Genomic DNA, 23,415 nt, shown 5'->3' on the forward strand with positions numbered 1-23,415 from the left:
GCTTCCGCCTACATTGCCGTCATTTCCGGCCACTTCAACTCAATGCCGGCCTGTTCGAGACGTTTCTGGAAATCTTTCAGAGCCGCCTCCCGGTTTCGAACGTCGCGAGGCCGGATTTGTTTATCCAGGCAATAGCTTGCCAAATATCCCGCAGCTTCGCCGATATTCCATTCCACGGGATGCAAACGGTAGCAACCGTTTGTAATATGGGTCACGCCGAGATTTTTGCATGCGGGCAGCAAATTGTTCATCCGCACCGGAATAAGGGAACCAAGCGGAATTTGAAACGGCAAGCAGGAAATATCGATATAATGCCGGTTGCCGGTGCTTGGATGGAGATCGATTCGGTAAAACCCTACTCCTACGGAATCAGGGAAAAACTCCGCACGTCCGTCCGTTCTCGCTTCCGGGCAAATATGCTGCTCCAGCACGGTGAATTCGGCCTTAATGCGTCTCGATTCGCGAATATACGGATACATGGCAAGTCCGTCCTCCGTACCGACCACATCCCTGCGAAGTCTCAAGCCGGGATAACCGGCTTTCCCGTCGGGGCGGGGCGCTTCGGTCTGCATCCAATAGAGGAGAGACAAGCTCAATTGCTTGGCGCTTTCCAGATGCCGGTTTCGTTCCTCCTCCGATACGTCGATAATCGGACCGAGCCAGTAGTCGTTTTGCTGCCAATTGACGATGGTGATGTCGCTGTCGAACGTTCCGTCCAAAAAATTCGTCCTGTCGACGATTCGCCGGTAGCGCCATAAATCCGCCGTTTGGCTGAACAGGCCGAATTCGCGGGGCTGTAGCGTTCGGGGCAAAACGCCCGTCCAATCCAGCAGCTTCCCGGGCCAAAAATCGGCTTGATACGATCGCCAGAACTCGTAGTCTCTCGGCCGTTCAATCGTATGGTCCGCTCCCTCGCAATAATCGAGGGCAAACACGTACGTGAACGCTTGCATGTCCATCGGCAGCGAGTCGCCGTCCACGGCATGCGGCTCGCCGGTCTCGCTTTTGGACTCCGCTCCCGTCGTGTATTCCGTCCCGGTCATGGGCAGCAGGTCCCCGCATTCGGTTGCATCCAGGAAGAAGGAAGCGGTTATAATCTCCTCGCGCCCTGTCTCCAGATTTCGCACGGTAACCGAATGTACCGTATCCCCGACCGCTTCGGCCTGAAGCGGCACCCGGCGCATCAGCAGCGTCACCTTGCCGCTGTGCACATAAGGAGCCAGCATCTCCTGGAGCACGGCCAGCGCGGTGCGGGGCTCGTGACAAAGCCGGCTCACCCCACCGTTTCCCGGATTCAGATTCGGCTTGCGCAAAGCTTCGGCAGTCAAAGGAAAATGCCGGCGATAATAGTTTCGTACTCCTTCGCGAAAGTTCCTGTAGCTGCGGGTGCAGCCAAATTGTTCGATCCATCGGTGCTCGTCGGGCGGAACCGCCTGGCTCGTTAACTGGCCGCCGATCCAGGCCGTTTCTTCCGTCAAAACCACCGATTTGCCCGATTCGGCCGCCGCGAGCGCAGCCGCGCAACCGCCGAGCCCTCCTCCGATAATCGAAATATCGGCATGAAACTCCTGTTGTGCGCGATTCGTCGCCTTTGTCCCTTCCATTACGTTTGACTCCTCCGTTTCTGCGGTACGTTCCGCCGGCGCGTGATCTGTGCACGCTGCCCTTTTTCAAGCCGCCCTTCTTTGTTGGACATTCGGATACAGCCGCTTTTTATCAAAGATCCTTTGCGGCTGAATCACAAAGGCTTTATAAAAATTATAGAATCCGGCCCGGCTTGCCGTATTCAAAAAAATTGACCGGATATCCCCGCTAAATTGATCGTTTCCGGTGTACGTCTGGAGGATGGCTCCAGGCTTGCTCAAATGCGCCATTCTCATTTTTTGGGAATTGCTCTATAATAAAATCGAAAAGAAGCGGAACCGATCAGTTGGAGAGGGAGATTTTTGTCTATGGAACTGAACGAAAACTTGCTGAAAGCGCCGCCTATTTCAAATATTAATGTTGAAAACGGTTTCAAATCTTATCCGGTTTATGCTCGCAAAGACCTCCTCCGCGCACACAACTACTCTCTACATACGCAGCCCGGCATCGAAATCAATCTGACGCTGGAAGGGAAAGCGGCCTATGTCATCGGAGACCAAGTGCGCATGCAGTATCCCGGACAGCTGCTTGTATGTTCGGGCAAAGTGCCCCATCAGGTGTATATCGATCCCTCTAGCGAATATAAACGAACTGTGGTCTGCTTCGACGAATCCGGCATGCGTGAAGCCGGTCTCCGCTGTGCGCCCAATCTGGAAATACTCCCTTTGCCGGATATGGTGTACCAGCAAGTCCACTTGGAGCCGGAGATGTTTGCCGAAATCAAACAAATCGCTTCCCGTCTAACGGACGAACTGCAGGAGAAGCATACCGGCTGGAAGCAGGTCGTAAGTTCCCAGCTCAGCATTTTGGCCGTGTATATTCGCCGGAGTATGGAAGCTTCAGAGAATAACGGCCATTCGGATCTCGTGTCGCTTTGCTGCGATTATATCGGTAAACATTTGCCGGACAATCTTTCGCTCAAATCTATGGCCAGCATGTTCCATGTCAGTCCGGAGCATTTGATCCGGCTGTTTAAACGTGAAAAAAAGTTGACTTTTTACCAATTCGTGCTGCAGCAGCGCGTTTCGGAAAGCGAACGGATGCTTCGGAATTGTCCCGATATGACGCTGACAGATATCGCCTATGCTGTCGGTTTTCCGTCAGCCGCGCAATTTTCCCGGGTATTTAAAGCTTCGACCGGGATGCTTCCCAGCCAATTCCGCCATCGAATGGCAAAAGCTGGAGTTGATTGCGAGATTTTTCGGACCGAGTATTTCGCTCGTTCCCTCTGAAAGGGCGTCGGTTATTCATCTAAGCCGCACCTCCCGGCGCTGCCAAAGCGGAACAGCGAGTTCCGCTATACCGCTCTGTGGATCGTCAAGGCCGGTTTAGCGGAAGCGCTTCTTCCGTTAGGACCCATTTCCCCCATTTCAACGCGGGCGAAAAGCGGTCATAACGGATATTTCGCTTCCTCTATCGCTCCAAATGACAGCGCATCGCCAGCTTAACGGAACTTTCGCATCCGCTGCCACAGAGGCCAGCGGCGGTACGCCCCGTTAAACAAAGAAGCCACCGCTTCCTCGCCGTCCTCGGTCGGCAGTAATGCCGGAGCCGCAGAGGACCTTGCAGGGAAGGGTAGCTCGCTTCTTCAATAACTTACCAGTGCAAAATGACGCCCAAACATTCCGACTTGCGCTCCGCGATCGTACGCCAGGCTTCGGCCGCACGCTCCGCCGGAAAGCGGTGGGTAATAAGCGGCGACGTTTGCAGCCAGCCGTCTGCAATCGCCCGAATCGTCTCCTCCATCCGCTTGCCCGTCCAGCCGGACGGCGTATGCAGCGTGATTTCCTGACCGCGCAGCGTCTGGATGTCGACCAGCCCCTTTTCGCCCAGAAAACCAGCCGATACGAAATGGCTGTCCCGCTTCATGAACGGCTGAATGGCACCGAACGTATCCATGTCTCCGACCGAATCGACGACAACCGCCACTCGGCCTTTCTCCAGCACGGATTCCGTTTCCGTCGTACGGGTGTTGACGCCGCGTATCCGCTCCGGCAAACGGGCCAGCCGGCCGTCGTGCCGGCCGAGTACGATCACGTCCGCTCCCCGGTGCAGCAGCGTTTGCGCCGCCCATTGGCCGACGAGACCGTCGCCGATGACGACCGCAACGTCCCCGGCCTCGACGGCCGGGCGCATGCCGCAGTTGTAGCCTACCTGCGTCAGCACCAAGCCGCAGTAGTCTTCCGGCGCGGTGCCGTCCGGCAGCTTCCATATTTGATGCTGCGGCGAAACGGCCGGGTTCATATGTCCTCCCATCGCGTCGAACATGCCTGTTACTTTGCTAAGCGCCGCAAAGACCCGTTCCCCTGGCTCGAACCCCCGAACATTCGATCCGACCTGCCGGACGATACCGACCTTCTGGTAGCCGGCCACGATCGGAAACGGCCAGGGATCGCCCGGTTTGTACGGCGTTTCGCCCCGAATCCGCTCGCCCCGGAAATACGACGATTCCGTTCCGGTGCTGATCCAGGAAGTTTCCACGTCGATAACGACGTCGTTCTCGCCCGGCTCCGGAACGTTCACCTCGGCATACTCCACTTTCTCCTTATCCGTAAATACGACGGCATGGGCCTTCATGATGTCAGCTCCCCGGAATAAAGCAGATTTTGATCGCTTCCTGGCTCTTCAGCAGCCCGACGCCCTCGGCGTATTGCTCGAGCGGCAATTCGCGGCTGATCAGCGGAGCGAAGTCGAGCTTGCCCTTCACGATCAGGTCGAGCGAATATTCGGCCGCCTCCCGGAAATGGCCGGGATAACCGATTACGCTTAAGCCCTGATGGCGGAGCGTGTAATCGTCCCGCTGCACGGCGAACAGCGCCACCGCCTTGTTCGTGCGGTCCATGATGCTTCGAACCGCTTGCGGGTAGCCTACGCAATCGATGGCAAGATCCAAAGCACCGGCGGAGCCCCGCTTGCCGATCCGCTCCGACTCCGGCTCGCAGCAAAACGTCGCTCCGAGTTCTTCCGCCGTAATCCTTCTTTGCGGATTCGGATCGATGCCGATCACTTCGCTTGCCCCTTCGGCCAGCAGCATCTGCACGGCGATCAGCCCGGCAGGGCCCAGACCGTTGACGCCGCAGCGCTGACCGCGTATGCCTTCGTATTGCTTCATTCTCATCACGCTCGCGGCAACGCACATCGCAAGCTCGAGCGAAATCGCCTTGCGGAACGGCAAATCGTCGGGCAAAGCGAGCAGATGCTCTTCCTTCATGAGCACATACTCCGCGTAACAGCCGGGGTTATGATGCCCGGCATCCCGCCAAGCCGCCACCTTCTGGCCCGGAGCGAGCGTACACCCGGGGCCGGCCGCTTCCACTACGCCGGTCATTTCGTGTCCGGGCTGGCCGGGCGAATACGGGAACTTCACTTCTTTTTCGTGTGCAAACATCGGTTTGCCGTAATAAATGTGCAAATCCCATTGCGGGCAGGTCGCCACCTCTTTGACCTTGACAAGCACTTGACCGGGGCCCGGCTCCGGTATCGGCATTTCGACGATCACAGCTTGTTCGGTACTTTTAATTTGCAGCGTCTTCATCATTTGGTTCGTCTTCATCGCGTTCACCGCCGTTTTCATTTGTTGTCCGCTCGATCTAATCATAATGAATGGAGACGGCACGGTCTTTAGTGGATCTATTCCGATACTCGTTTGTCCGGAAGCCGGGAATCCGTTCGGCTTCGCACCGTTCTCCCGGAACGTTTGCACATTATTGACATACCGGCTGCGGCCCTATACCGTTAGATGTAAATAGGAACGGAGGGAACCGGGATGAACCAGCCTCTCGTATACCGGAGCGACAACTATTTTAGAGCAGGGGAACTGTTCAGCATTATACGTTTTCACGAACCGGGAAAAGAACACCGCAAGTATCACTCTCATGATTTCGTCGAGATTTGTTATGTGGCGAGCGGCAACGGATATCACATGCTGGATGGCGTGGAGCACCGCGTCACCCGGGGAAATTTGTTCATTATCAATTACGACGTCTCCCACGCCTTCCACCGCGAGGATAACGAACATCTCGTCATTTACAACATTTTGTTCAAACCCGGATTTGTCGACGAATCTTTGATCGATTTCAACGATTTCAACAGCTTGTCGTTGTCGTATTTGTTCAACGGCCTGCTGGATAAGCCGTTCCATCCGAACCTGGCATTATCTTTCTACGAAATACGGGAATTCGAGGCACTTATCGATAAAATGTATACCGAATACAACGAACAGCGGTCCGGCTACATCTCGATTATCCGCGCCTATGTCATCGAGCTCATTATTATTATGATGCGCTGCTTCGACCGTTTTCCCGGCAACAGGGAAATGAACAGAAGACTGGACGTCATCAACGCGGCGATAGATTTTTTGCGGGAAAACTACACAAGCTCGTTCAGCTTGGGGAGTCTTGCGTCCAAATCGTTTTTCAGCAAAAACTACTTCTGCAAGCTGTTCAAAGAAACGGTAGGAATGACGGTCACGGAGTATGTCCAGAAGCTGCGGATTGAGGAAGCGTGCAAAATGATGGAAAACCCGAACAAGAAAATTACGGAGATTTCCATGGTAACCGGGTTCGCCGATTATAAATCGTTTTATACGGCATTTACGAAACGGGTCGGCATGACACCTAGCGAATACCGGAAACGTATTGAAGATGTTGCAGGTAAACCTTGATTCGGACTTCTTGTTACGAAGCACGCCTCCGATCCATCGGTTCGGGGGCTGTTTGCTCATAATTAGATCGGATAATATAAACCATCTATCCAAGAACAAACGCCATATTCATTTGAAACCGCTGCATGTATCTTAATGATATACACAACGGAGGGGGTAACCACAAATGTATAGAAACAGCACAATGAAGAAAACAACCGCCGTGCGTAAGCTCCATAGCTTTGTAAGCGCTGTCTATTCATAAAGGAGGTATTGTCCGATGGAGAAAGAGAAGCCTGATCGCAAGATGAGCAGGAGAAGCGTACTAACAACTTTGGGTCTGGCGAGTGCTTCTGCCGTTACGGGGACTTTGCTCGGCAAAGACGTAACATTCGGTTACGGTGTGACGGACAACGTCTATGGCAACGAAGCGGATATGCGTCGGATTGCGGATGAAGTTGTTCAGGAATATGCGCAGCAAGTTTCGGCAGAGCTAACGGATATCGGCGCGGAGCTTGCGCTGCGTGGAGTGAATGCCGCGAAGCTGGGATTGAAGGGTGACGGCACGGACGAAACCACCGCTTTGCGCTCCGCGATCCAATATGCGGCCGACCGCCATTTGACGCTGCTCATTCCGAGATGGATGACCGTCTGCGTAGATACGATCACGATCACAGGCAAACAAAATTTCGGCATTCGCTGCGAAGGATGGATACGTCGGTTGGATCAGTCCCCCACGGTCGGCTCCTTATTGAAGCTGGATTCTTGCTCCGGTGTCTATATGCCCGAAATTCGTTTCGACGGAAACGGCTTGAATAACGGTTGTGTCGAGAATGTCGCCTATACCGTCAATCAGGAACAGAAGCATTGCCTTGTCCTGCTGAACTGTCAGGACGTAACGATCGATCGTTTCCATTGTTTGAACCCTTGCGGGGATGGCCTCTATATTTCGAGCGGCTCCAAAAATATGAAACTGGGCACGATCACGGGACAAGCGGATGCGCAAATCGGCAGAAACCTCGTGTCGATTATTAACGCTCAAAACATTCGGATCGACTATTTGTACAGCGACAATATCGGTCATTACGATATGCCGGGAGGGTTCGACATCGAGCCTAATGCTTCGACCGAAACGGTACGCAACGTTTTCGTGAATAGTATGAACATTACAGGCGGCGGCACTAACCCCTGCTCCGTGTTGGGTACGAACAACGCCTTGGTCGAAAACGTATTTCTCGGATCAGTCAATCTCGTCCGTACGAACATCGTTCTGCCTTCAAGCGAGATTACAAGCGTCTACATATCCGCCTCCAATGTCCGTATCGGTCAATTGAGCGTCGTCAACAAAACGGCTCACAACATTTCGTTCCTTACTTTGAACAAGCAGGGACTGACGCCTAAAGGGATAACGATTCTCGACTCTTACGGCGAAGGGTGTTACCGGGGCATTCAAGTCGGCTTCGGGTCGAATGCGGTTGAAGATGTTCATGTCAAAGCGACTATCAGAAATTGCAAGCATGACGGGATCTTTATGGGAACCGCGAAAAATGTGAAGTTGGACATCGATATCGACAGCGTCGGAGCCGACCGTTTCATGCTGAACAAGCCCGCGGGCGGCGGAGTATGCAACAACATTTACATAACCGGCAACTTCTCGAACCGGGGCACGGGGCTCAAAGCGATGATTATTGGCGACGTTCCCGCCAATGTGGTGAATTGGACGCTAGAGAACGTGGACTTTACGGGATGGGGCAACAACCAGCGCTTATACGGAGGAGGCTTCCAAGGCACTGTCCGTAAAATAAATTGCCGGAATTTGACTCACTTGACGTCACTACCGGCTTTCGAGCAGTTCAAGCAGGGCGACTTGATTTGGAATATCGGAGCCGATCCCGAGGTTTCCTACTGGAGAAGGCTTACGAACGGAACGGGCAATGCACTAAATACGGACTGGAAAGCGTATTGAGATTACGATGGAGGGTCACCTATGTCAAAGAAGAGCATGATCGCCGCAATGTTGGTCCTATCGACTTTAATCGGCTGTAGCAATGGGGGGAGCGGCGGCGCTGGAACGGGACAAGACGCGGACGGTAAGTCCGACGTTAAACCAAAAACCGAGGAGCCGATCGAGCTCATATTCCATTCCAATAACGGCGGAAACGTTGAACAATTTGACAGCAAATACGGGAACGATCTGCGAAAGAAGTTTCCGAATTACACGATCAAATATATTCCCGACGCCAAGGGCACTTCGCTTCCCGAATTGATGGCTGCGAACCAGAGAATCGATATTCTATACAATGTGCTCGATGCCGCCTTACAGCCTCTGATCGAATACAATTTGCAGTATGACATGACCGATCTCGCCAAGAAACACCAGGTCGACTTGACGGCGTTCGAGCCTACGGTCATCGATGCGATCCGAAATTCGAGTGGCGGCAAGCTTTATATGCTTCCGACGGAAAATCAGGTGCTTGTTTTGTTTTACAACAAAGGGATTTTCGACAAGTTCGGCGTTCCTTATCCGAAAGACGGGATGACTTGGGATGAAGCGAATGAAATAGCCAAGAAATTGACGCGCAAAGAAGGAGACAAGCAATATTTGGGCATCTTTAACGCCGCGCCCGCCATTATGTTCAAGACAAATCAGTTCTCCGAGCCTTATCTGGACCCGAAGACGGGCAAATCGACGTTCGAGCGGGAATCGTGGAAGAAGCTCATTCAGACGCTGTTCCTCGATCCTGCGAAAAGTCAAGGGTATGCCGAGCGGATCACCGAGCTGAAGAGGATGCCCAACCGGCTTGACTTTACGAATACGCAGGAGATCGCCATGTTTGCATTTCAATACGGATTTCCGTTGGCAGTCCCGAAAGATTTGGAGAAAATCGACTGGGATCTGGTTTCGCTGCCGACGTTCAAGGAACAGCCCGGCATCGGTTCGCAATCCGCCTCAGTCAGCATCGGCATCACCTCGATCGCCAAAAACAAAGACGCGGCCATGGAAGTCATCAAATACCTTACGTCGGCGGAATACCAGATGGAAATATCGAAGAAGGGCGTCATGTCCGCCCGGATAGACGATTCGATCAAGAAAGCGTTCGCGCAGGACAGCCCGAGCAAAGGGAAGAACTGGAAGGCGGTATACTACAATAAAATAGCTCCCATCTCGTCTAAATCCCTGTACGAGTCGAAAGTCGAGAACTTATATGGCGCGGCCGTTATGGATGTCGTGACCGGCAAGACCGACTTGAATACCGCTCTTCGCGAGACGGCGGAGAAGGCCGACAAAGCCGTTGCCGAAGAGAAGCAGAGCAAAAATAAGTAGAGCGAAAACGGCAGGTTTGGTCAATAGAGTGCAACGACAAGAGACTTCCCGTAGGTTAAGATGGTAAAGTGTACGATGCATAACCGAATGGGAGGAAAACAAGCGCATGCACGATTTTAAAAGACTGCACGAACGCCTGCTGGAAAAAGCGGCCAATCCGGGCGCGCGTCCGGCCATTTACGTAGCCATAGGAGACAGCGTCACGCAAGGCTGCATGGAAGACGGGGTGGTCGAGCACGAGCGGGTGTACCATCAACTGCTTCGGCTGCGCGTCGCCAAGCGGTATCCGCTCAGCATTTTCAACGTCATCAACTCGGGGGTATCCGGCGATACGGCGGCCCGCTCGAGAGCGAGATGGGAGCACGATGTGTTCACCTACGAGCCGGACCTGGTCACGATCAAATTCGGCTTGAACGACGCCCACGGCGGCGAAAAAGGGCTCGAGGCGTACATCGGCGCGATCCGCGACCTCGTGGGGCAGCTGAAGGAACGGACGCAGGCCGACATTTTGCTGATGACGCCGAGCATGATGATGAAGCGGGATAACGACCGCATCTGCGCCGACCATCAGCGCCATATCGGTCCGTTTACGAAGCTGTACGAGGACGGGCATCTGCTCCGTTACGTCGAAGCCGTCCGGGCATTCGCGGCCGAAAGCGGTCTGCCGCTGCTCGACGTGTACGCGATGTGGGAACGGATGGAAGCGGACGGAATCGACATCCATACCCGGCTGTCCAACGGCATCAACCATCCCGATCCCGAGTTTCACGTGCAGGTTGCGGAAGCGCTGGAGAGCGTCCTGTTCGCTCCAGCCGCGACTTCCTCAACCGCATCCGAGGCCTAAAGGCCGCCCCGCAAAAAAGACAGGCCGCCGGTCGTCCGGTCCGCCTGTCTTCGCTGTGCGTGCGCCTTGGCTAAGCGCCGCAGCTTACTTCGTGTACAGATGCTTCATAAGCTCCTTGTTTTTGCTTGCAAAAACTTCGTTGTGCGACGAGACCATGCCATGCGCCCGCGAATCGGGGGCGATGTACATTTTCGCCTTGTTAACCGCATTGGCGGCATCCTGGAACGCGCCTGCGATCAGGTGAAGCTTCCCTTCGTGATGCAAAATGTCTCCGGCCGCGTACAGCCCCTCCACCGACGTTTCGCTCATCGGACTGCCCGCCAAAAAGTATTCGTTCTCCATCGCTATGTTCAGCTCGCTCTTCGCGAGCAAATCTTTGTCCCGCTCGTACCCGTGATTGATAATGACGTCGTCTACGGCCAGCTCGAGCTGCTCCCCGTCTTCGCTGCGGGTCAGCACCACCTTCTTGATCGTCTCATGATCGCTTGCCGCGACGAGCCTGTCGATCGTCGTATTGAGCAGGCACGAGACCGTGCTGTTCAGCAGCCGGGACACCTGCGATTCGTGCCCGTTCAGCATCTCTTTCCGGTAAGTGAGATACACTTTGCCCGCGATCGGCTCGAGCTCGTTGGCCCAGTCGATCGCCGCGTTGCCGCCGCCGGAGATGAGCACCGTTTTGCCTTTGAAACGGGCCAGCGACTTGACGGTGTAATGCAGATTCGTCACCTCGAACCGCTCCGCCCCGTCGATCGTCAGCTTCGTCGGCTTCAGGATGCCGCCGCCAACGGCAAGGATAACCGTACGCGAATAATGCATCTCTCCGGACGACGTGTGCAGCACGAAACGGCCGTCCTCATCCTTCGCCAGCGACGTTACCTTCTGCCCGAGCACGACGGTCGGATCGAACGTCCTGCCCTGCGCGACCAGCTGCTCGATCAGCTGCGCGCCGGTAACCGGCGTCAGCCCGCCGACATCCCATATCATTTTCTCCGGATACACATGCACCTTGCCGCCGAGAAACGGCTGGAACTCGATCATCTTCGTCTTCATCTCGCGCAAGCCGCTGTAAAACGCGGAGAACAGTCCCGCAGGGCCACCGCCAATAATCGTAACGTCAAAAAGCTCCTCTTCATGCATACTCTTCACTCCTACTCTATCTGATTGGTATAATTCGAACTTCCGTTCCGTTATTAGGCGCCGAACTGAGCCCGGTGCAGCCGGCTGTACACGCCTTTGCTGCCGAGCAGCTCGTCGTGTCTGCCCTGTTCGGCAATCCCCTGCTCGGCTACGACAACGATCCGGTCGGCATGTTTGATCGTTGCCAGCCGATGGGCGATGACGAGCGTCGTCCGCCCTTGCGACAGCTCCGAGAGCGCGAGCTGGATCGCCGCTTCCGTCTCGGTATCAAGCGCCGAGGTCGCCTCATCGAGGATAAGGATCGGCGGATTTTTCAGAAACATACGGGCGATGGACAGCCGCTGCTTCTGTCCGCCGGACAGCTTCACGCCGCGCTCTCCGATCAAAGTGTCCAGACCGTCCGGCAGCGACTCGATCATGTCCGCTAGCTGGGCTCGCCGCGCCGCCTGCCAGATGTCCGCCTCCGAGGCGTCCAGCTTGCCGTAGGCGATGTTGTCGCGAATCGTGCCATCGAACAGAAATACGTCCTGCTGCACGATGCCGATATGGGAGCGCAGCGACTCCAGCTTCATCTGGCGAATATCGATGCCGTCGATCGTAATCGAGCCGTCGATCGTGTCATAAAAGCGCGGCAGCAGCGAGCACAGCGTCGTTTTGCCTGCGCCGGAAGGACCGACCAGCGCTACGGTTTCCCCCGCCCGAATCGACAAGTTCACGTTCCGCAGCACCGGCTCCTTGCCGTCATAACCGAACGCCACACCAGCAAAACGAATGTCGCCGCGCAAGTGGCTCACCTTCTTCGCATTCGGCGCATCGGCGACATCCGGCTCCGTTTCAAGCAGCTCCAAATACCGTTTGAAGCCGGCGATTCCTTTCGGATACGTCTCGATGACGGAGTTGGTCTGCTTGATCGGGCCGAGAAAGACATTCGACAGCATGACGAAGGCGATAAACTCCCCGTACGTCATGCGCCCCTGGATGACGAACCACGTTCCGCACACGAGCACGAACAAGGACACGAGCTTCATTAGAATAAAGCTGATCGACGAGTTCCACGCCATAATCCGGTACGCCATCAGCTTCGTAAGACGGAACCGGCCGTTGTTGACGGCGAAACGTTTCATTTCGTGCTTCTCGTTCGCAAACGCCTGAACGACGCGGATGCCGCTTACCGTATTTTCGACCCGCGCGTTATAATCGGCGATGTCGGAGAACATCCGCTTGAACGCGGCCGACATTTTGCGGCTGAAATACAGGGACAAGTAAATCATCACCGGCACGATAATAAACGTCAGCACCGCCAGCTGCCAGTTGATGCCGAGCATAATGCAGAACGCACCGGCAAGCATCATAATCGCGATAAACAAATCTTCCGGCCCGTGGTGGGCGATCTCCCCGATGTCCATCAAGTCGTTCGTCATCCGCGATACGAGATGGCCGGTCTTGTTGTTGTCGAAAAAACGGAACGACAGCTTCTGCACGCGGTCGAACAGCTTCTTGCGCATATCCGTCTCGATGTTGATGCCGAGCTTGTGTCCCCAGTAGGTGACGACGTAATTCAGGAATGCGCTGACGACATAGATGCCTAACAGACCGAGGCAGGCGTACAAAATCCATTGCCAGTTGCCGCTCGGCAGCAAGTCGTCCACAACGCGGTTGACCGCAAGGGGAAAAGCAAGCTCCAGCAAAGCGGCCAATATGGCGCAGGAGAAGTCCAAGATAAACAGCCCCTTATAGGGCCGGTAATAAGCAAAAAAACGACGAAGCATGGTTCCCTCCTCCATTGTGCAGCACGTTTCAACGCCGGTTTCTAATTGAGATTGATACTTATTCTCAATTAAATTCTATCTTAACGGTTTTTCGTCACGAAAACAATGGACTTTTTCAACCTGATTCATGGACAAATGTGCAATTCGGGAACATGCACCGCTATTTCGCAGACGCTTACGCGTATGGCAAAAAGGCAGTCGCCGCGGCTTCTTTCGCCATAGCAACTGCCTTATGATTAGATTGCGCCCGCCGGATCGCGGTGTGTTAGCTTCCTTCTTCTGCGGCGTCTCCCCCGGAGTGCCCCGGAGCCGGCATGACCAGCGTCATCTTCGTCCCCCGCTGCTCCTCGCTATCGATCCGCAAGCCGTACTGATCCCCAAACACCATCTGGACGCGTCTGTGTACGTTCATAATACCGATGCCGCTTCTGCTGCCGCCCGCGTCCAAACCGCCGTCGGCAAGCCGGTTCGCCCCCAGCTTCTCCCGAAGCTCGCGCAGCCGCCCAGGCTCGATGCCGCAGCCGTTGTCTTCCACGATCACGCGGAAGACGCCGCCCTCTTCCTCGCAGTCGATGCGGATAAAGTGGTAATCCTCCACGCCGTCCGGAAAGGCGTGCTGGAACGCATTCTCTACAAGCGGCTGGAGCGAGAGGCGCACCATCGCATGGAGCAGAAATTCCGGCTTCACGTCGACGTCGATCTCGAACTCGCGTCCGATCCGGTGCTGCATGACGATCAAATAATGCATCACATGCTTCAGCTCATTGGCGACGGTAATTTCCTCGACATTCGTCTGTACGGAGTAACGGAGCATGTAGGCGAGCGCCTTGACGATTTCCGAAATTTCATCCGATTCCTGCACGGCCGCGTAGCAGACGATCGTCTCGAGCGTATTGTACAGAAAATGCGGATTGATCTGCAATTGCAGCGACTGGTACTCCGCCTTCTGCCGCTCCATCCGGATTTCCTGATTGTTCAACTCGACCTGTACGACATGATCGACCGCCTCGGAGAGCCGTTTGACCATTTTGTTGTACCGCAGCATCAGCTCGACGATCTCGTCGCGGTGGCGGGGCAGCGGGATCGGCGCCCAATTGCCCTTCTCCGTCTCGCGCATGCCGGATTTGAGCAATTGAATCGGCCGCGTGATCGACCGGCCGAACCGGTAGGCGAGCAGCACCGCCAGCAGCAGCGAAAGCGCTCCGACAATCAGCGTCGTCGTACGGATGTTCGCAACCGGTCTGCGCAGCTCCTCCAGCGGCATCGAGACGACGAGCCGCCAGCCGGAAAACTCCGCAACGCGGGCCATGTACATGATCTCCTCCCCCGATTCGTCGCCGCCGACGAACGCCTGCTCGCCTGCGCCCTCGAGCCTGCTTAGAAATGAAGACGGAGCGGGTTCGCCCACCTTCGCTTGGTCGGGATGGTACACGTAACGGCCTTTCGCGTCGATAATGAACAGGCTGCCGTACTCGCCGAGGTCCACCCCGTTCCACAGCGCCGACAAATCGGCGGGGCGGATTTCGACCGCCGCAAAGTTGTTCAGCTCAGACGAGGAGAAACCGCGAATGCGGCGGACGAGCGTCAGCATCTGGTGCTGCTGGCCGTCCAGGATGCTGCGGTCCAAAATATTCAGCTGCGCGTCCGGACTTGTGTTCCCCAGAAAGTAATCCCGCTGCCGGCGAATGTTCTCCTCGCCGAACAACTCCTCGCCGGATTCGTTCAAATAATAGACGGTATTGCCCTTGGCGCTCATCAGGTAGATGGCGGCCAGCCTGGGATTTTGGATAAACAGCGGATTGGCGCCGATTTCCCGGATGATCTTCCGGTAATAAAAGAAATCGTAATCGTCGCGGTCCGCAGGCAAATCGATAAACTCCATCACCTGCGGCAGCGTGAGCAGCGACATGATCGTCCGCTCGTAATCTCTCAGGTACAGCTCGGTATGATGAGCCGCATTGCCGACAATTTGCGCCATTTGATTTTGCGCCTGTACGTCCAGCTCCTTCGAGGACGTCATGTACGAAATAAGGCCGACACTGCCTACCGGCAAGATGATGACGATCAAAAAATAGAGGATGAGCTTCTGGTACAAGCTCTTGATTCTCATTTGATTCCGAGCCCCGATCTGTAATCGGATGGCGAAATGCCGACGATTTTTTTGAACGTTTTCGTAAAATGCGGATAATCGTCGTAGCCAACCTCGGCGGCGACGTCAACGATCCGGATGTGCGGCACCGCCAGCAGCTCTTTCGCCCGTTCCATCCGCTTGTGGATGCGGTACTTCACGAACGTTTCGTTCGTCATCTTCTTGAACAAAGCGCTGAAGTACGTCGGCGTCAGCCCGACCATCGCCGCAACCTGCTCCAGCGAGATGTCCTGCGACAGCCTGCTGTCGATATACGCCTTCGCCTCAGCAAGCGGATCGCGAAAATGGCCGGAGCGAATATGCTGCAGCTCGTCCGTCATGCGCAGCAGTCCCGTTTCGAAGGCGTCCAGCGCCTCCTTGACGCTCGCCGCCTCCATGTAGTCCCGGTTCGGGGCCGGCGCATACTTGCGTTCCTGAAACCGCTTCGCAAGCAGCGAATGACAGTCGTCGAGAAGCCCCTTCAGCTCGGCGAGCGACATCCCTGCCGATAAGCAGTATTCCCTCCAGCGTTTGGCCAGCTCGACGAGCTGCTCCTTGCGCAGATTCCAGATGTGCTGCTCCAGTCCGTCTATCCATTCGACATAACGGGAGGGCGGCATATACCCCCGCGAGGGCTCCCGCACAAGCCGGTCGAAGACGCTGTGCACATCGGACTTCGTAACCGGCTTAAGCAAATAAATTTTCACGCCGAAGGCCATGCACGCCTGCGCATACTCGAAATCGTTGTAGCCGGATATGACAACGAGCTTGATGTGCGGATATTCGTGCTGAACGATGCGGCATAGCTCCAGTCCGTCCATCTTCGGCATGCGAATGTCGGTGAGCACGATATCCGGCTCCTCCGCGCGGATGCGTTCCAGCGCGGCGATTCCGTTCTCGGCCATCGAGATTCGCGCGAAGGGGGGCGTGTACTGCTCCGTCATTTTGACCAGACCGTTCCGGATGACAGGTTCGTCGTCTACGACAAGTACGTGCATGTTTTTTCCTCCTGAAAATCTTCTTTCCGCAAAAGCTCGCCCTGCTTTGCAAACCGCAGAGCAAGCCTCCGTCATTCGGCCGGAAGCGACGTTTGCGCCAGCTTCCAGCTAACCGGGCCGTATGCGAACGCGGCATCGTCCGGTCCGGACAGCCTGGCGTCGTAACCGCCGTTCGGCGTCCGGCTTACTGCGGCCGTCCACCAGCCTTTGGCCCCGCGTTCGCAATCCAGCGTTTCCCCGTCGTCGTCATACAGCCTGCCTACGCCGTCCGCCGTGCCGAAATGGACGAACTGAAGCGGTGTCGTCTCGCCCTTCCTCGGCGCACGGGGCGCGGCCGGAATCGTCGGGATGATCGCCCCGTCCCGGACGAACACCGGAATATGCGCCAGATCCGCCGACACGCGGACGATACGGCCGCCCTCGTAGCGATCCCCCGTCTCGAAGCCGTACCAGATACCGGGAGGCAGCAATACATTGCGCTCTGACTCCCCTTCGAACAGAGGCGCCACGAGCAGCTCGTCTCCGACCATATACTGGTCGTCCCATTCCCGGCTCGTCCGTTTCCCGTACGCCGCATCGGTCGTATTCAGGATATCCCCCTCGCCAGCAACCGTCCCCCCGGCCTCGGCCCGGGCTATCTCCTCGCGCGACATAACGAGCGGCATCGCCCGAAACGGCGGAACGCCTTCCTCCTTGTATCTTGCGAATGCGGTGTACAAATAGGGCAGCAGCCGCATCCTCAGCTTGATATAGTGCCGGATGATCGGCTCCACTTCCGAGTACGACCACGGCTTCGTCCCGTCTCCCCAAGCATTGAGCATCGCCAGCGGGGAGAAACAAACCGACTGCATCCGTCTGACCCAATCCTCCGCACTTTTTGCTTTGCGCACTTCCGGCGTCCACAGCAGCCCGCTGAAGGAAGCGTTGCCCAGCGCCCGGATAAACTGCCGGTGATCGTACAAATCCGAATACAGTACATACGGCATCGGGGAGGCGGCCGCGTTCGAAGCGCGAATCAGCCCGTAAGTACGCCGGTTATGGCTGCGGAACAAATCGTCCGTCATTTTCTGAAACAGCAGCCCGTACAGCTGCCGCATCCGCTCGCCATCGTGGCCGGACGGGAACGCGGCATGCGCCGGAAACATCCAGGCATTGTTCGTCAGCTCGCTGCCGTCGCATTCGTCCAGCTTGTAGCCGCTCACACCGATCTCGACGTGGCGTTTGTCGTGCTGCTCCTTGTACAGCGCGGCCGCTTCCGGAACTGTATAATCCGGCGCCAGGCCGCCCCAAACCGTATGGCTGCCGGATAACGGCTCGAGTTCGGCATACAGCTCGCTGTCCGGCGATACGTACGGGTGCTCCCACAGATTGATGCGGAAGCCATGCTCGTCCATCTCGCGAACAAACCTCGCGGGATCGGGGAAGCGCGTCTTGTCCCATTCGTAGGTGACCGGGTAGCTTTTGCTGTGCCAGCCCGGTTCCAATCCGACCACATCGCACGGGTAATCGCGCTTCCGGAATTCCAGCGCCTCCTCCAGCGCTTCCGAGTCGCTGTACAGCGTCGGAACGCGATGCCAGAAGCCAAGCCCCCACTTCGGCGGCAGAGCCCCGCCGCCGCAGAACAGATTATACCGGCAAACGGCTTCGCCCAGCGTCGGTCCGGCGAATACATAAACGTCCGCTCCGTCCGCCGGCAGCACGATTTCCGCACGCGGCGAAACGAGCGTCGCCTTCCATCCTTTCCGTTCGTTGCGATCGCGCACCTGGCCGTCCCTCGCATCGCCGCGCTTCATCGTCGAGCCCAGATGCATCGTCACGATAGCCGCGCTGTCCACCAATACGCCGTAACCACGGTCGCTCGCATAAAACGGCACGGGGGCGTGACTTTCACCCGTATCCTGCTTCGGATCGCTGTTAACGCGCAAATAACGCGTCCGCCCCCGCTGATTCATCCGCATAAACTGGAGTCCCGTCCCGTACAGCTTCTCCTCCGCGTCAAGCGGAAAGCTGAGTACGAAGCCCCGGCTCCCATTCTCGTCCAGTCCGATCTCGCTAAAGTCAAACGGAGGCGGGTTTTGCGGCAGCCGCTCCAGTGCCTCCGTCCGCGGGGAAGCCCCGATCCAGGATAGCGGCGTAAGCCCTTGCGGGCTGCCTACCGTCAATCGCCATACGCCGGGCGCTACCGGCATCCATTGCTGCTTGCTCATAGGCGCAGCCTCCTCGTCTATTATCGGCATGTATCGCTAAAGCTATATTACAGGTAATTCCACCGACGTCCTTGCCCCGGTCCGCGCGGATAACGTGATAAAGTGAACTAGCGCCTGCGTGTTCAAATAGTCCCGCCCGCTCGTCTCCGCTTCGCGCCCCTCCCGCAGGGCGGCCACAAACTCGCTTAACGAGTCCGCAGCATCCACTCCCGAGAAATCGGCTACGATCTCCGTCCGGCCTTCTCTGGTGAGATGGATCTCATCGCCTGCAAGCTCAATCGCGCCTTCCGTTCCCTCGATGCGCCAATCGCCGCTCCAGGTCGTTTGCGCGCCTCGGGCCGCGATCGAGGCGGAGTAGCCGGCCACAACGCCGCCCTCCATCTCGATGATGGCGTGCGCATTCAAGACGGCGCCCTCCTCCGCCCAGCCCCCGGGCGGGTTGTACAGCTTCGCCTGCACCGCCTTCGCTTCCGCGCCGGTCAAATACCGCAGCAGATCGGCATGGTGAACGCCGATATCGTCCAGCACTTGCACGGTATAATTCCGCTGAACGTGATGGAAGCGGCAAAAGCGGATATCGATAAACGAAATGGCGCCGATCGCGCCGCTGTCCAAAAGCTGCTTTACTTTGCGGATATGACGGAAGCGGCGGTAGTTTTCCGCAATCATGAAAGGAATGCTCTCGCGTACCGCCCGCCTCACAATTTGCACGGATTCGCCGTAATCGAACGATATCGGCTTCTCGCACAAAACGGGCAGTCCCCGGTCGAATGCCATATGGTTGATGGCCGTATGCGCCATCGGCGGCGTCACATTAACAAGGAAATCGGCTTTTTCGCGCTCCAGCGCCTCCTCAAGCGACGTATAAAACGGGTATGCCGCCCCTTCCAGCATCGACACCCTGCTTGCATCGGACTCCACTACGGCCGCCAGCAGCCCTCTGTCGCGCAGCCGCTTGTACCAGCCGAAGCCGGCGGCGCCAAGGCCGACCAGTATCGCTTTCATCTCACACACACCCCCAGATTCGATCGTTCGCCGTGCAACCCTCATTATCGGCGATCGCAACGAGGTTCGATAGAGAAGCGCTTACGGTAAGTTGTGTTTTTTTACGATTTTAACATAAAACGACTTTCCTTGGTTAAGGAAAGTCGTTACTAACGTACCGCTTTGCCGCTGCGCCGCTGCCAGCATTCATTGCTGCGGGCTTTCTCCCTGCAACTGCTGGTCTTTGTGCCGCTGCTTCCCGGCATGACACCACAGCGTCACAACCGGATCGTCTTCGCTTGAGATCAAATGATGATCTTCGCCCGGCTCGATAATGTAAACGTCACCGACCGAAACGGGATGAAACGCTCCGTTCACTTCCATCGTCCCGCGCCCCTGCAAAATGACGAACGCCTCCCGGTCCTTGTGCACATGGTAATCACGCCCGTCCGGACCGTCGTTCGTATGGCTCCTGTCGCCAGGCTTCGCGAACGCGAGACCGCCCGAGCTCAAATAAGCGCCCGGCAGCAAATCTCCGAGAAAATGGCCGTTTTCGCGATCGGCCAAATCGCTGATCCGCAATTTGATCATAGGTCCGCCCCTCTCCCGCTTATTCGCTCAAAATCCGCTCGATCCGCTCAAGCTCTTCCGCGCCGAAATCCATCCGCTTTAGCGATCCGATCACGTCCGCGAGCTGCTCCGCCCGGCTGACGCCAACCAAGGCGGATGTGACTCGTCCTTGCCGGAGCACCCAAGCGATCGCCATCTGAGCAAGCGTTTGCCCACGCTCTTCCGCCAGCTCGTTCAAGCGCCGGGACTTGCCCAGCTTCTCCTCCGTGATGTCCGACGCATTCAGGAAAACGCTGTTGCCCGCGGCGCGCGAGTCGGCGGGAATTGACTTCAAGTACCGATCGGTCAGCAGCCCTCTTGCCAGCGGACTATAAGCGATCGAGCCGACTCCCGCTTCGGCGAGCGTTTGCTGGAGCGCCCCTTCGGGCGACCGCTCGTACATCGAGTAATGCATTTGATGAATGAGGCAAGGCGTTCTTAGGCTGCGAAGTATATCGACCGCTTTCTTCGTCTGCTCCGCACCGTAATTCGAGATTCCGACATATAACGCTTTTCCTTGCCGGACCGCCTGATCGAGCGCCTGCATCGTTTCCTCAAGCGGCGTCTCAGCATCGTAGCGGTGGGAATAATAAATATCGACATACTCCATTCCGAGCCGCTTCAGGCTCTGGTCCAGACTGGACAGCATGCTTTTGCGCGAGCCTCGCTCGCCGTACGGTCCCGGCCACATCCGGTAACCCGCCTTCGTCGCAACGATCAGCTCGTCCCGATAGGCGGCCAGATCGTGTTTCAGAATTCGCCCGAACGTCTCCTCCGCCGATCCCGGCGGCGGCCCGTAATTGTTAGCCAGATCGAAATGCGTGATGCCCGCGTCGAACGCTTTGCGCACGAGCTCCCGCCCGTTCTCGAAGCTGTCCGAGCCGCCAAAGTTATGCCATAGCCCCAGCGAGAGCGCCGGCAGCTTTAAGCCGCTTTTGCCGCAGCGATTGTAGAGCATGTCCGAATACCGGTCTTCCGAAGCCGTATATGCCACTATCCATCCCACCTTTTCCGTATGTACCCGTTTCATTATAACGAAGTTCCGGGTCCGGCGGGATGGCAAAACTTCAGCGTATGCTGTCTTTTTTTGTGTCCGAACGCGCGCGAACCGCGCAGACAAAAGCGCTGCGCGGTTCGGCGGCTACTACAGTTTGAAAACCCGTATCAGTTCCTTCAGCTCGTTCATCAGCTTGTCCAGCGATTTCGCCGATGCCGCGATGCCCTCCATAATCGCCGACTGCTCCTCGGCCGACGCCGCAACCGACTGTGAATGCTCCGCCGCTTGCTTCGAGATGCCCACCATCTCCACGATCGACGCCGTGATCTGCTCGCTCCCCGCCGATATTTCCTCGGTTGTGGCGGACACCTCCTGAATTTGTGCGGACACGTCGCGGACCGAGGAGCGGATCGCCGTAAACGATTGTCCGACCTGCCGCATTTTATCGATGCCTTGGCCGATCTCCGCGACGTTGCTGCGCATCGAGCCGACCGCTTCACCCGCCGAGCGCTGAATGCGCTGGATCAGCTCGGCTATGCCGGTGACGGATTGCGACGTTTGCTCGGCCAACTTCTTCACCTCGCTGGCCACAACCGCAAAGCCCCGCCCCTGCTCGCCCGCTCGCGCCGCTTCGATCGAAGCGTTAAGCGACAACAGCGACGTCTGATTCGCCAGATTCGAAATGACGTCGACAATGTCGCCGATCTGGTCCGAATAGCTGTACAGTTCTTCCATAACGGCGGACGATTCGCTTGCGACCCCGGCAATGACATTCATTTGCTCGATCGCTTGCTGAATATCGATATAGCCGCTCTCCACCTCGGCCGTCACGCTCGATGTCTGGTCGGCCACGATACCCGAAGACTCGGCGATACGCTTGACGCCGGACGACGTCTCCTCCATCGCCCGCGCCGATTGCTCGGCACCCTGCAACTGGCTCTCCGACCCCGTAGCCACCTCTTCGATGGCGGCGGCGATCTGCTCGGCGGCCTGAGAGGACTGCTCTGCAGATTGACGCAGTTCCTCCGATGCCGCGGCTACTTGTTCGATGGTGGCGTTCATGCCCCGCACGATTTCCGCGGTCGATTCGACCATCGCGTTAATGCTCATGCACAGCCGGCCGATCTCATCGCCGGAGCGTACCGGAAGCCGGCTGCTGAGGTCGCCGGCAGCCACCTGCTGCATAAAGCCGGATACCGTCTCCACCGGTCTGCTGATGGAGCGGGTGACGAGAACAGAAATAACGGCTACTACAATCATGATAAGCAGTACAAACAGACCGGCCAGCCGCTGGACCTCCGTTACGCTCGCGTACACTTCGCTCGTCGGAACGGTTACGATCAGTTTCCAGCTCGTATTCGGAATGGTTATATAAGTAGTAATGACTTCTCGCTTGTCGTCGTTTATGTATGTGACGCTGCCACTGTCTGACCCCACAATCGTCTGGAACGCCTTCTTGGCGCTGTCCGTCGTTTCATATTCGGCGTATGACTTGCCGATGCGGGCCTGGTCGGGGTGCGTGTAATAGTCGCCCGCGCCCGATACGATATAACCGTAGCCGGTATCGGCCACTTTGATGCTCGTCGTCAGGCTGGTCAATATATCGGGCGAAAGCGAAGCGCTCACGAGTCCCGCGAACGCGCCCGAATCGTTTAGAATCGGCACGTCGATCGGCAGCACGTATTTGTTCGTTTTTTTGCTGATGAGCATATCGGCGATAACCGGCTGCTTCGTTTCCTTCGTCTGTTTGAAATGGTCGCGGTCGGCGATGTTTATAGCCACATTGGCCGTATCGACGCCGTCGCCGTTCGCATCGATCAAGTTAAACGTAGTGATCTGCTCGTCGCTTTGATCGAGTACTTTGAGCAGCGGAATGATTTTCGCCGGCTCCGCGGCACGAAAACCGTTTTGTTTGATGAACGATTGCATGACGCTGATTTTGCTCTGCATCCACTCATCCAGCCGCGACTTGTTCATTTCCAAAATTTCGCTGACCACCTTATCGTTGTCGGCACGCGTCACCTTGGTGAAGTAACTGATGAAGAACAACGTTGAAGCGAGTAGTGGAACAAGGGTGAGGAGCAGTATGCCGATGCCGTATTTTTTTCGGATCGACATTTTTCGCAGACCT

The 23,415-nt window shown here is 56.5% G+C and carries 17 protein-coding genes; 5 read left to right on the plus strand and 12 right to left on the minus strand.

Features of this window, described 5'->3' with window-relative positions; genetic code table 11:
- Positions 1-8 precede the first annotated feature (8 nt).
- On the minus strand, positions 9-1,604 hold the full coding sequence (locus D7M11_RS21050) for an FAD-dependent oxidoreductase (protein WP_120749228.1): 1,596 nt from the start codon (positions 1,602-1,604) through the stop codon (positions 9-11).
- Positions 1,605-1,952: 348 nt separating this feature from the next.
- Here D7M11_RS21050 and D7M11_RS21060 point away from each other — a divergent pair, with 348 nt between their 5' ends.
- The gene (locus D7M11_RS21060; RefSeq protein ID WP_120749230.1) at positions 1,953-2,876 is read left to right on the plus strand and encodes an AraC family transcriptional regulator; all 924 of its coding nucleotides are present in this window, start codon (positions 1,953-1,955) and stop codon (positions 2,874-2,876) included.
- A 364-nt stretch (positions 2,877-3,240) separates the two neighbouring features.
- Here D7M11_RS21060 and D7M11_RS21065 read toward each other — a convergent pair whose 3' ends face one another.
- Entirely contained in the window at positions 3,241-4,221 is a 981-nt protein-coding gene (locus D7M11_RS21065; protein ID WP_120749231.1) for a zinc-dependent alcohol dehydrogenase, read from the minus strand.
- Positions 4,222-4,225: 4 nt separating this feature from the next.
- Positions 4,226-5,242 carry a zinc-dependent alcohol dehydrogenase gene (locus tag D7M11_RS21070; RefSeq protein ID WP_193556247.1) on the minus strand — a complete coding sequence of 339 codons (1,017 nt, stop codon included), beginning with the start codon at positions 5,240-5,242 and terminating at the stop codon, positions 4,226-4,228.
- Between the two features lie 168 nt (positions 5,243-5,410).
- On the opposite strand from D7M11_RS21070, the gene D7M11_RS21075 reads away from it, so the two are divergent.
- The 4 genes from D7M11_RS21075 (at position 5,411) to D7M11_RS21090 (ending at position 10,455) form a co-directional block, all read left to right on the plus strand.
- On the plus strand, positions 5,411-6,307 hold the full coding sequence (locus tag D7M11_RS21075) for a helix-turn-helix domain-containing protein (RefSeq protein WP_120749233.1): 897 nt from the start codon (positions 5,411-5,413) through the stop codon (positions 6,305-6,307).
- 259 nt (positions 6,308-6,566) lie between these two features.
- A complete protein-coding gene (locus D7M11_RS21080) occupies positions 6,567-8,252 on the plus strand; it encodes a hypothetical protein (RefSeq protein WP_120749234.1) in 1,686 nt (561 codons plus the stop codon).
- A gap of 21 nt (positions 8,253-8,273) precedes the next feature.
- Entirely contained in the window at positions 8,274-9,611 is a 1,338-nt protein-coding gene (locus D7M11_RS21085; RefSeq protein ID WP_120749235.1) for an ABC transporter substrate-binding protein, read from the plus strand.
- 106 nt (positions 9,612-9,717) lie between these two features.
- Positions 9,718-10,455 (plus strand): SGNH/GDSL hydrolase family protein, encoded by a 738-nt coding sequence (locus D7M11_RS21090; RefSeq protein ID WP_120749236.1) that lies wholly within the window; start codon positions 9,718-9,720, stop codon positions 10,453-10,455.
- Between the two features lie 84 nt (positions 10,456-10,539).
- Here D7M11_RS21090 and D7M11_RS21095 read toward each other — a convergent pair whose 3' ends face one another.
- The 9 genes from D7M11_RS21095 to D7M11_RS21135 all read right to left on the minus strand — a co-directional run bounded on the left by D7M11_RS21095 (position 10,540) and on the right by D7M11_RS21135 (position 23,402).
- The gene (locus D7M11_RS21095) at positions 10,540-11,592 is read right to left on the minus strand and encodes an NAD(P)/FAD-dependent oxidoreductase (protein ID WP_120749237.1); all 1,053 of its coding nucleotides are present in this window, start codon (positions 11,590-11,592) and stop codon (positions 10,540-10,542) included.
- A gap of 53 nt (positions 11,593-11,645) precedes the next feature.
- On the minus strand, positions 11,646-13,361 hold the full coding sequence (locus D7M11_RS21100) for an ABC transporter ATP-binding protein (RefSeq protein ID WP_120749238.1): 1,716 nt from the start codon (positions 13,359-13,361) through the stop codon (positions 11,646-11,648).
- 265 nt (positions 13,362-13,626) lie between these two features.
- Positions 13,627-15,471: a cache domain-containing sensor histidine kinase gene (locus D7M11_RS21105; RefSeq protein WP_120749239.1), complete on the minus strand. Its 1,845-nt coding sequence runs from the start codon at positions 15,469-15,471 to the stop codon at positions 13,627-13,629.
- On the minus strand, positions 15,468-16,487 hold the full coding sequence (locus D7M11_RS21110; RefSeq protein ID WP_120749240.1) for a response regulator transcription factor: 1,020 nt from the start codon (positions 16,485-16,487) through the stop codon (positions 15,468-15,470). Before D7M11_RS21110 ends, D7M11_RS21105 begins: the two co-directional genes overlap by 4 nt.
- Positions 16,488-16,558: 71 nt before the next feature.
- Positions 16,559-18,694, minus strand: coding sequence for a TIM-barrel domain-containing protein (locus D7M11_RS21115; RefSeq protein WP_120749241.1), 2,136 nt, complete (start codon positions 18,692-18,694; stop codon positions 16,559-16,561).
- Positions 18,695-18,736: 42 nt separating this feature from the next.
- On the minus strand, positions 18,737-19,699 hold the full coding sequence (locus D7M11_RS21120; protein ID WP_120749242.1) for a Gfo/Idh/MocA family protein: 963 nt from the start codon (positions 19,697-19,699) through the stop codon (positions 18,737-18,739).
- 186 nt (positions 19,700-19,885) lie between these two features.
- Positions 19,886-20,269, minus strand: a complete 384-nt coding sequence (locus tag D7M11_RS21125; RefSeq protein ID WP_120749243.1) for a cupin domain-containing protein — start codon at positions 20,267-20,269, stop codon at positions 19,886-19,888.
- A 19-nt stretch (positions 20,270-20,288) separates the two neighbouring features.
- Complete coding sequence (locus tag D7M11_RS21130) at positions 20,289-21,281, minus strand: aldo/keto reductase (protein WP_120749244.1); 993 nt, start codon at positions 21,279-21,281, stop codon at positions 20,289-20,291.
- Between the two features lie 150 nt (positions 21,282-21,431).
- Positions 21,432-23,402 carry a methyl-accepting chemotaxis protein gene (locus D7M11_RS21135; RefSeq protein ID WP_193556248.1) on the minus strand — a complete coding sequence of 657 codons (1,971 nt, stop codon included), beginning with the start codon at positions 23,400-23,402 and terminating at the stop codon, positions 21,432-21,434.
- Positions 23,403-23,415: the final 13 nt, after the last annotated feature.

The sequence above is a fragment of the Paenibacillus ginsengarvi genome (assembly GCF_003626695.1).
In the GTDB taxonomy this organism is placed as follows: domain Bacteria; phylum Bacillota; class Bacilli; order Paenibacillales; family NBRC-103111; genus Paenibacillus_AB; species Paenibacillus_AB ginsengarvi.

Bases quoted from the DNA above. Each gene is read 5' to 3' on its own strand.
- D7M11_RS21065 (WP_120749231.1), bottom strand. From the start codon at position 4,221: ATGAAGGCCCATGCCGTCGTATTTACGGATAAGGAGAAAGTGGAGTAT.
- D7M11_RS21060 (WP_120749230.1), top strand. From the start codon at position 1,953: ATGGAACTGAACGAAAACTTGCTGAAAGCGCCGCCTATTTCAAATATT.
- D7M11_RS21115 (WP_120749241.1), bottom strand. From the start codon at position 18,694: ATGAGCAAGCAGCAATGGATGCCGGTAGCGCCCGGCGTATGGCGATTG.
- D7M11_RS21050 (WP_120749228.1), bottom strand. From the start codon at position 1,604: ATGGAAGGGACAAAGGCGACGAATCGCGCACAACAGGAGTTTCATGCC.
- D7M11_RS21090 (WP_120749236.1), top strand. From the start codon at position 9,718: ATGCACGATTTTAAAAGACTGCACGAACGCCTGCTGGAAAAAGCGGCC.
- D7M11_RS21100 (WP_120749238.1), bottom strand. From the start codon at position 13,361: ATGCTTCGTCGTTTTTTTGCTTATTACCGGCCCTATAAGGGGCTGTTT.
- D7M11_RS21120 (WP_120749242.1), bottom strand. From the start codon at position 19,699: ATGAAAGCGATACTGGTCGGCCTTGGCGCCGCCGGCTTCGGCTGGTAC.
- D7M11_RS21095 (WP_120749237.1), bottom strand. From the start codon at position 11,592: ATGCATGAAGAGGAGCTTTTTGACGTTACGATTATTGGCGGTGGCCCT.
- D7M11_RS21105 (WP_120749239.1), bottom strand. From the start codon at position 15,471: ATGAGAATCAAGAGCTTGTACCAGAAGCTCATCCTCTATTTTTTGATC.
- D7M11_RS21070 (WP_193556247.1), bottom strand. From the start codon at position 5,242: ATGATTAGATCGAGCGGACAACAAATGAAAACGGCGGTGAACGCGATG.
- D7M11_RS21125 (WP_120749243.1), bottom strand. From the start codon at position 20,269: ATGATCAAATTGCGGATCAGCGATTTGGCCGATCGCGAAAACGGCCAT.
- D7M11_RS21075 (WP_120749233.1), top strand. From the start codon at position 5,411: ATGAACCAGCCTCTCGTATACCGGAGCGACAACTATTTTAGAGCAGGG.
- D7M11_RS21085 (WP_120749235.1), top strand. From the start codon at position 8,274: ATGTCAAAGAAGAGCATGATCGCCGCAATGTTGGTCCTATCGACTTTA.
- D7M11_RS21080 (WP_120749234.1), top strand. From the start codon at position 6,567: ATGGAGAAAGAGAAGCCTGATCGCAAGATGAGCAGGAGAAGCGTACTA.
- D7M11_RS21110 (WP_120749240.1), bottom strand. From the start codon at position 16,487: ATGCACGTACTTGTCGTAGACGACGAACCTGTCATCCGGAACGGTCTG.
- D7M11_RS21135 (WP_193556248.1), bottom strand. From the start codon at position 23,402: ATGTCGATCCGAAAAAAATACGGCATCGGCATACTGCTCCTCACCCTT.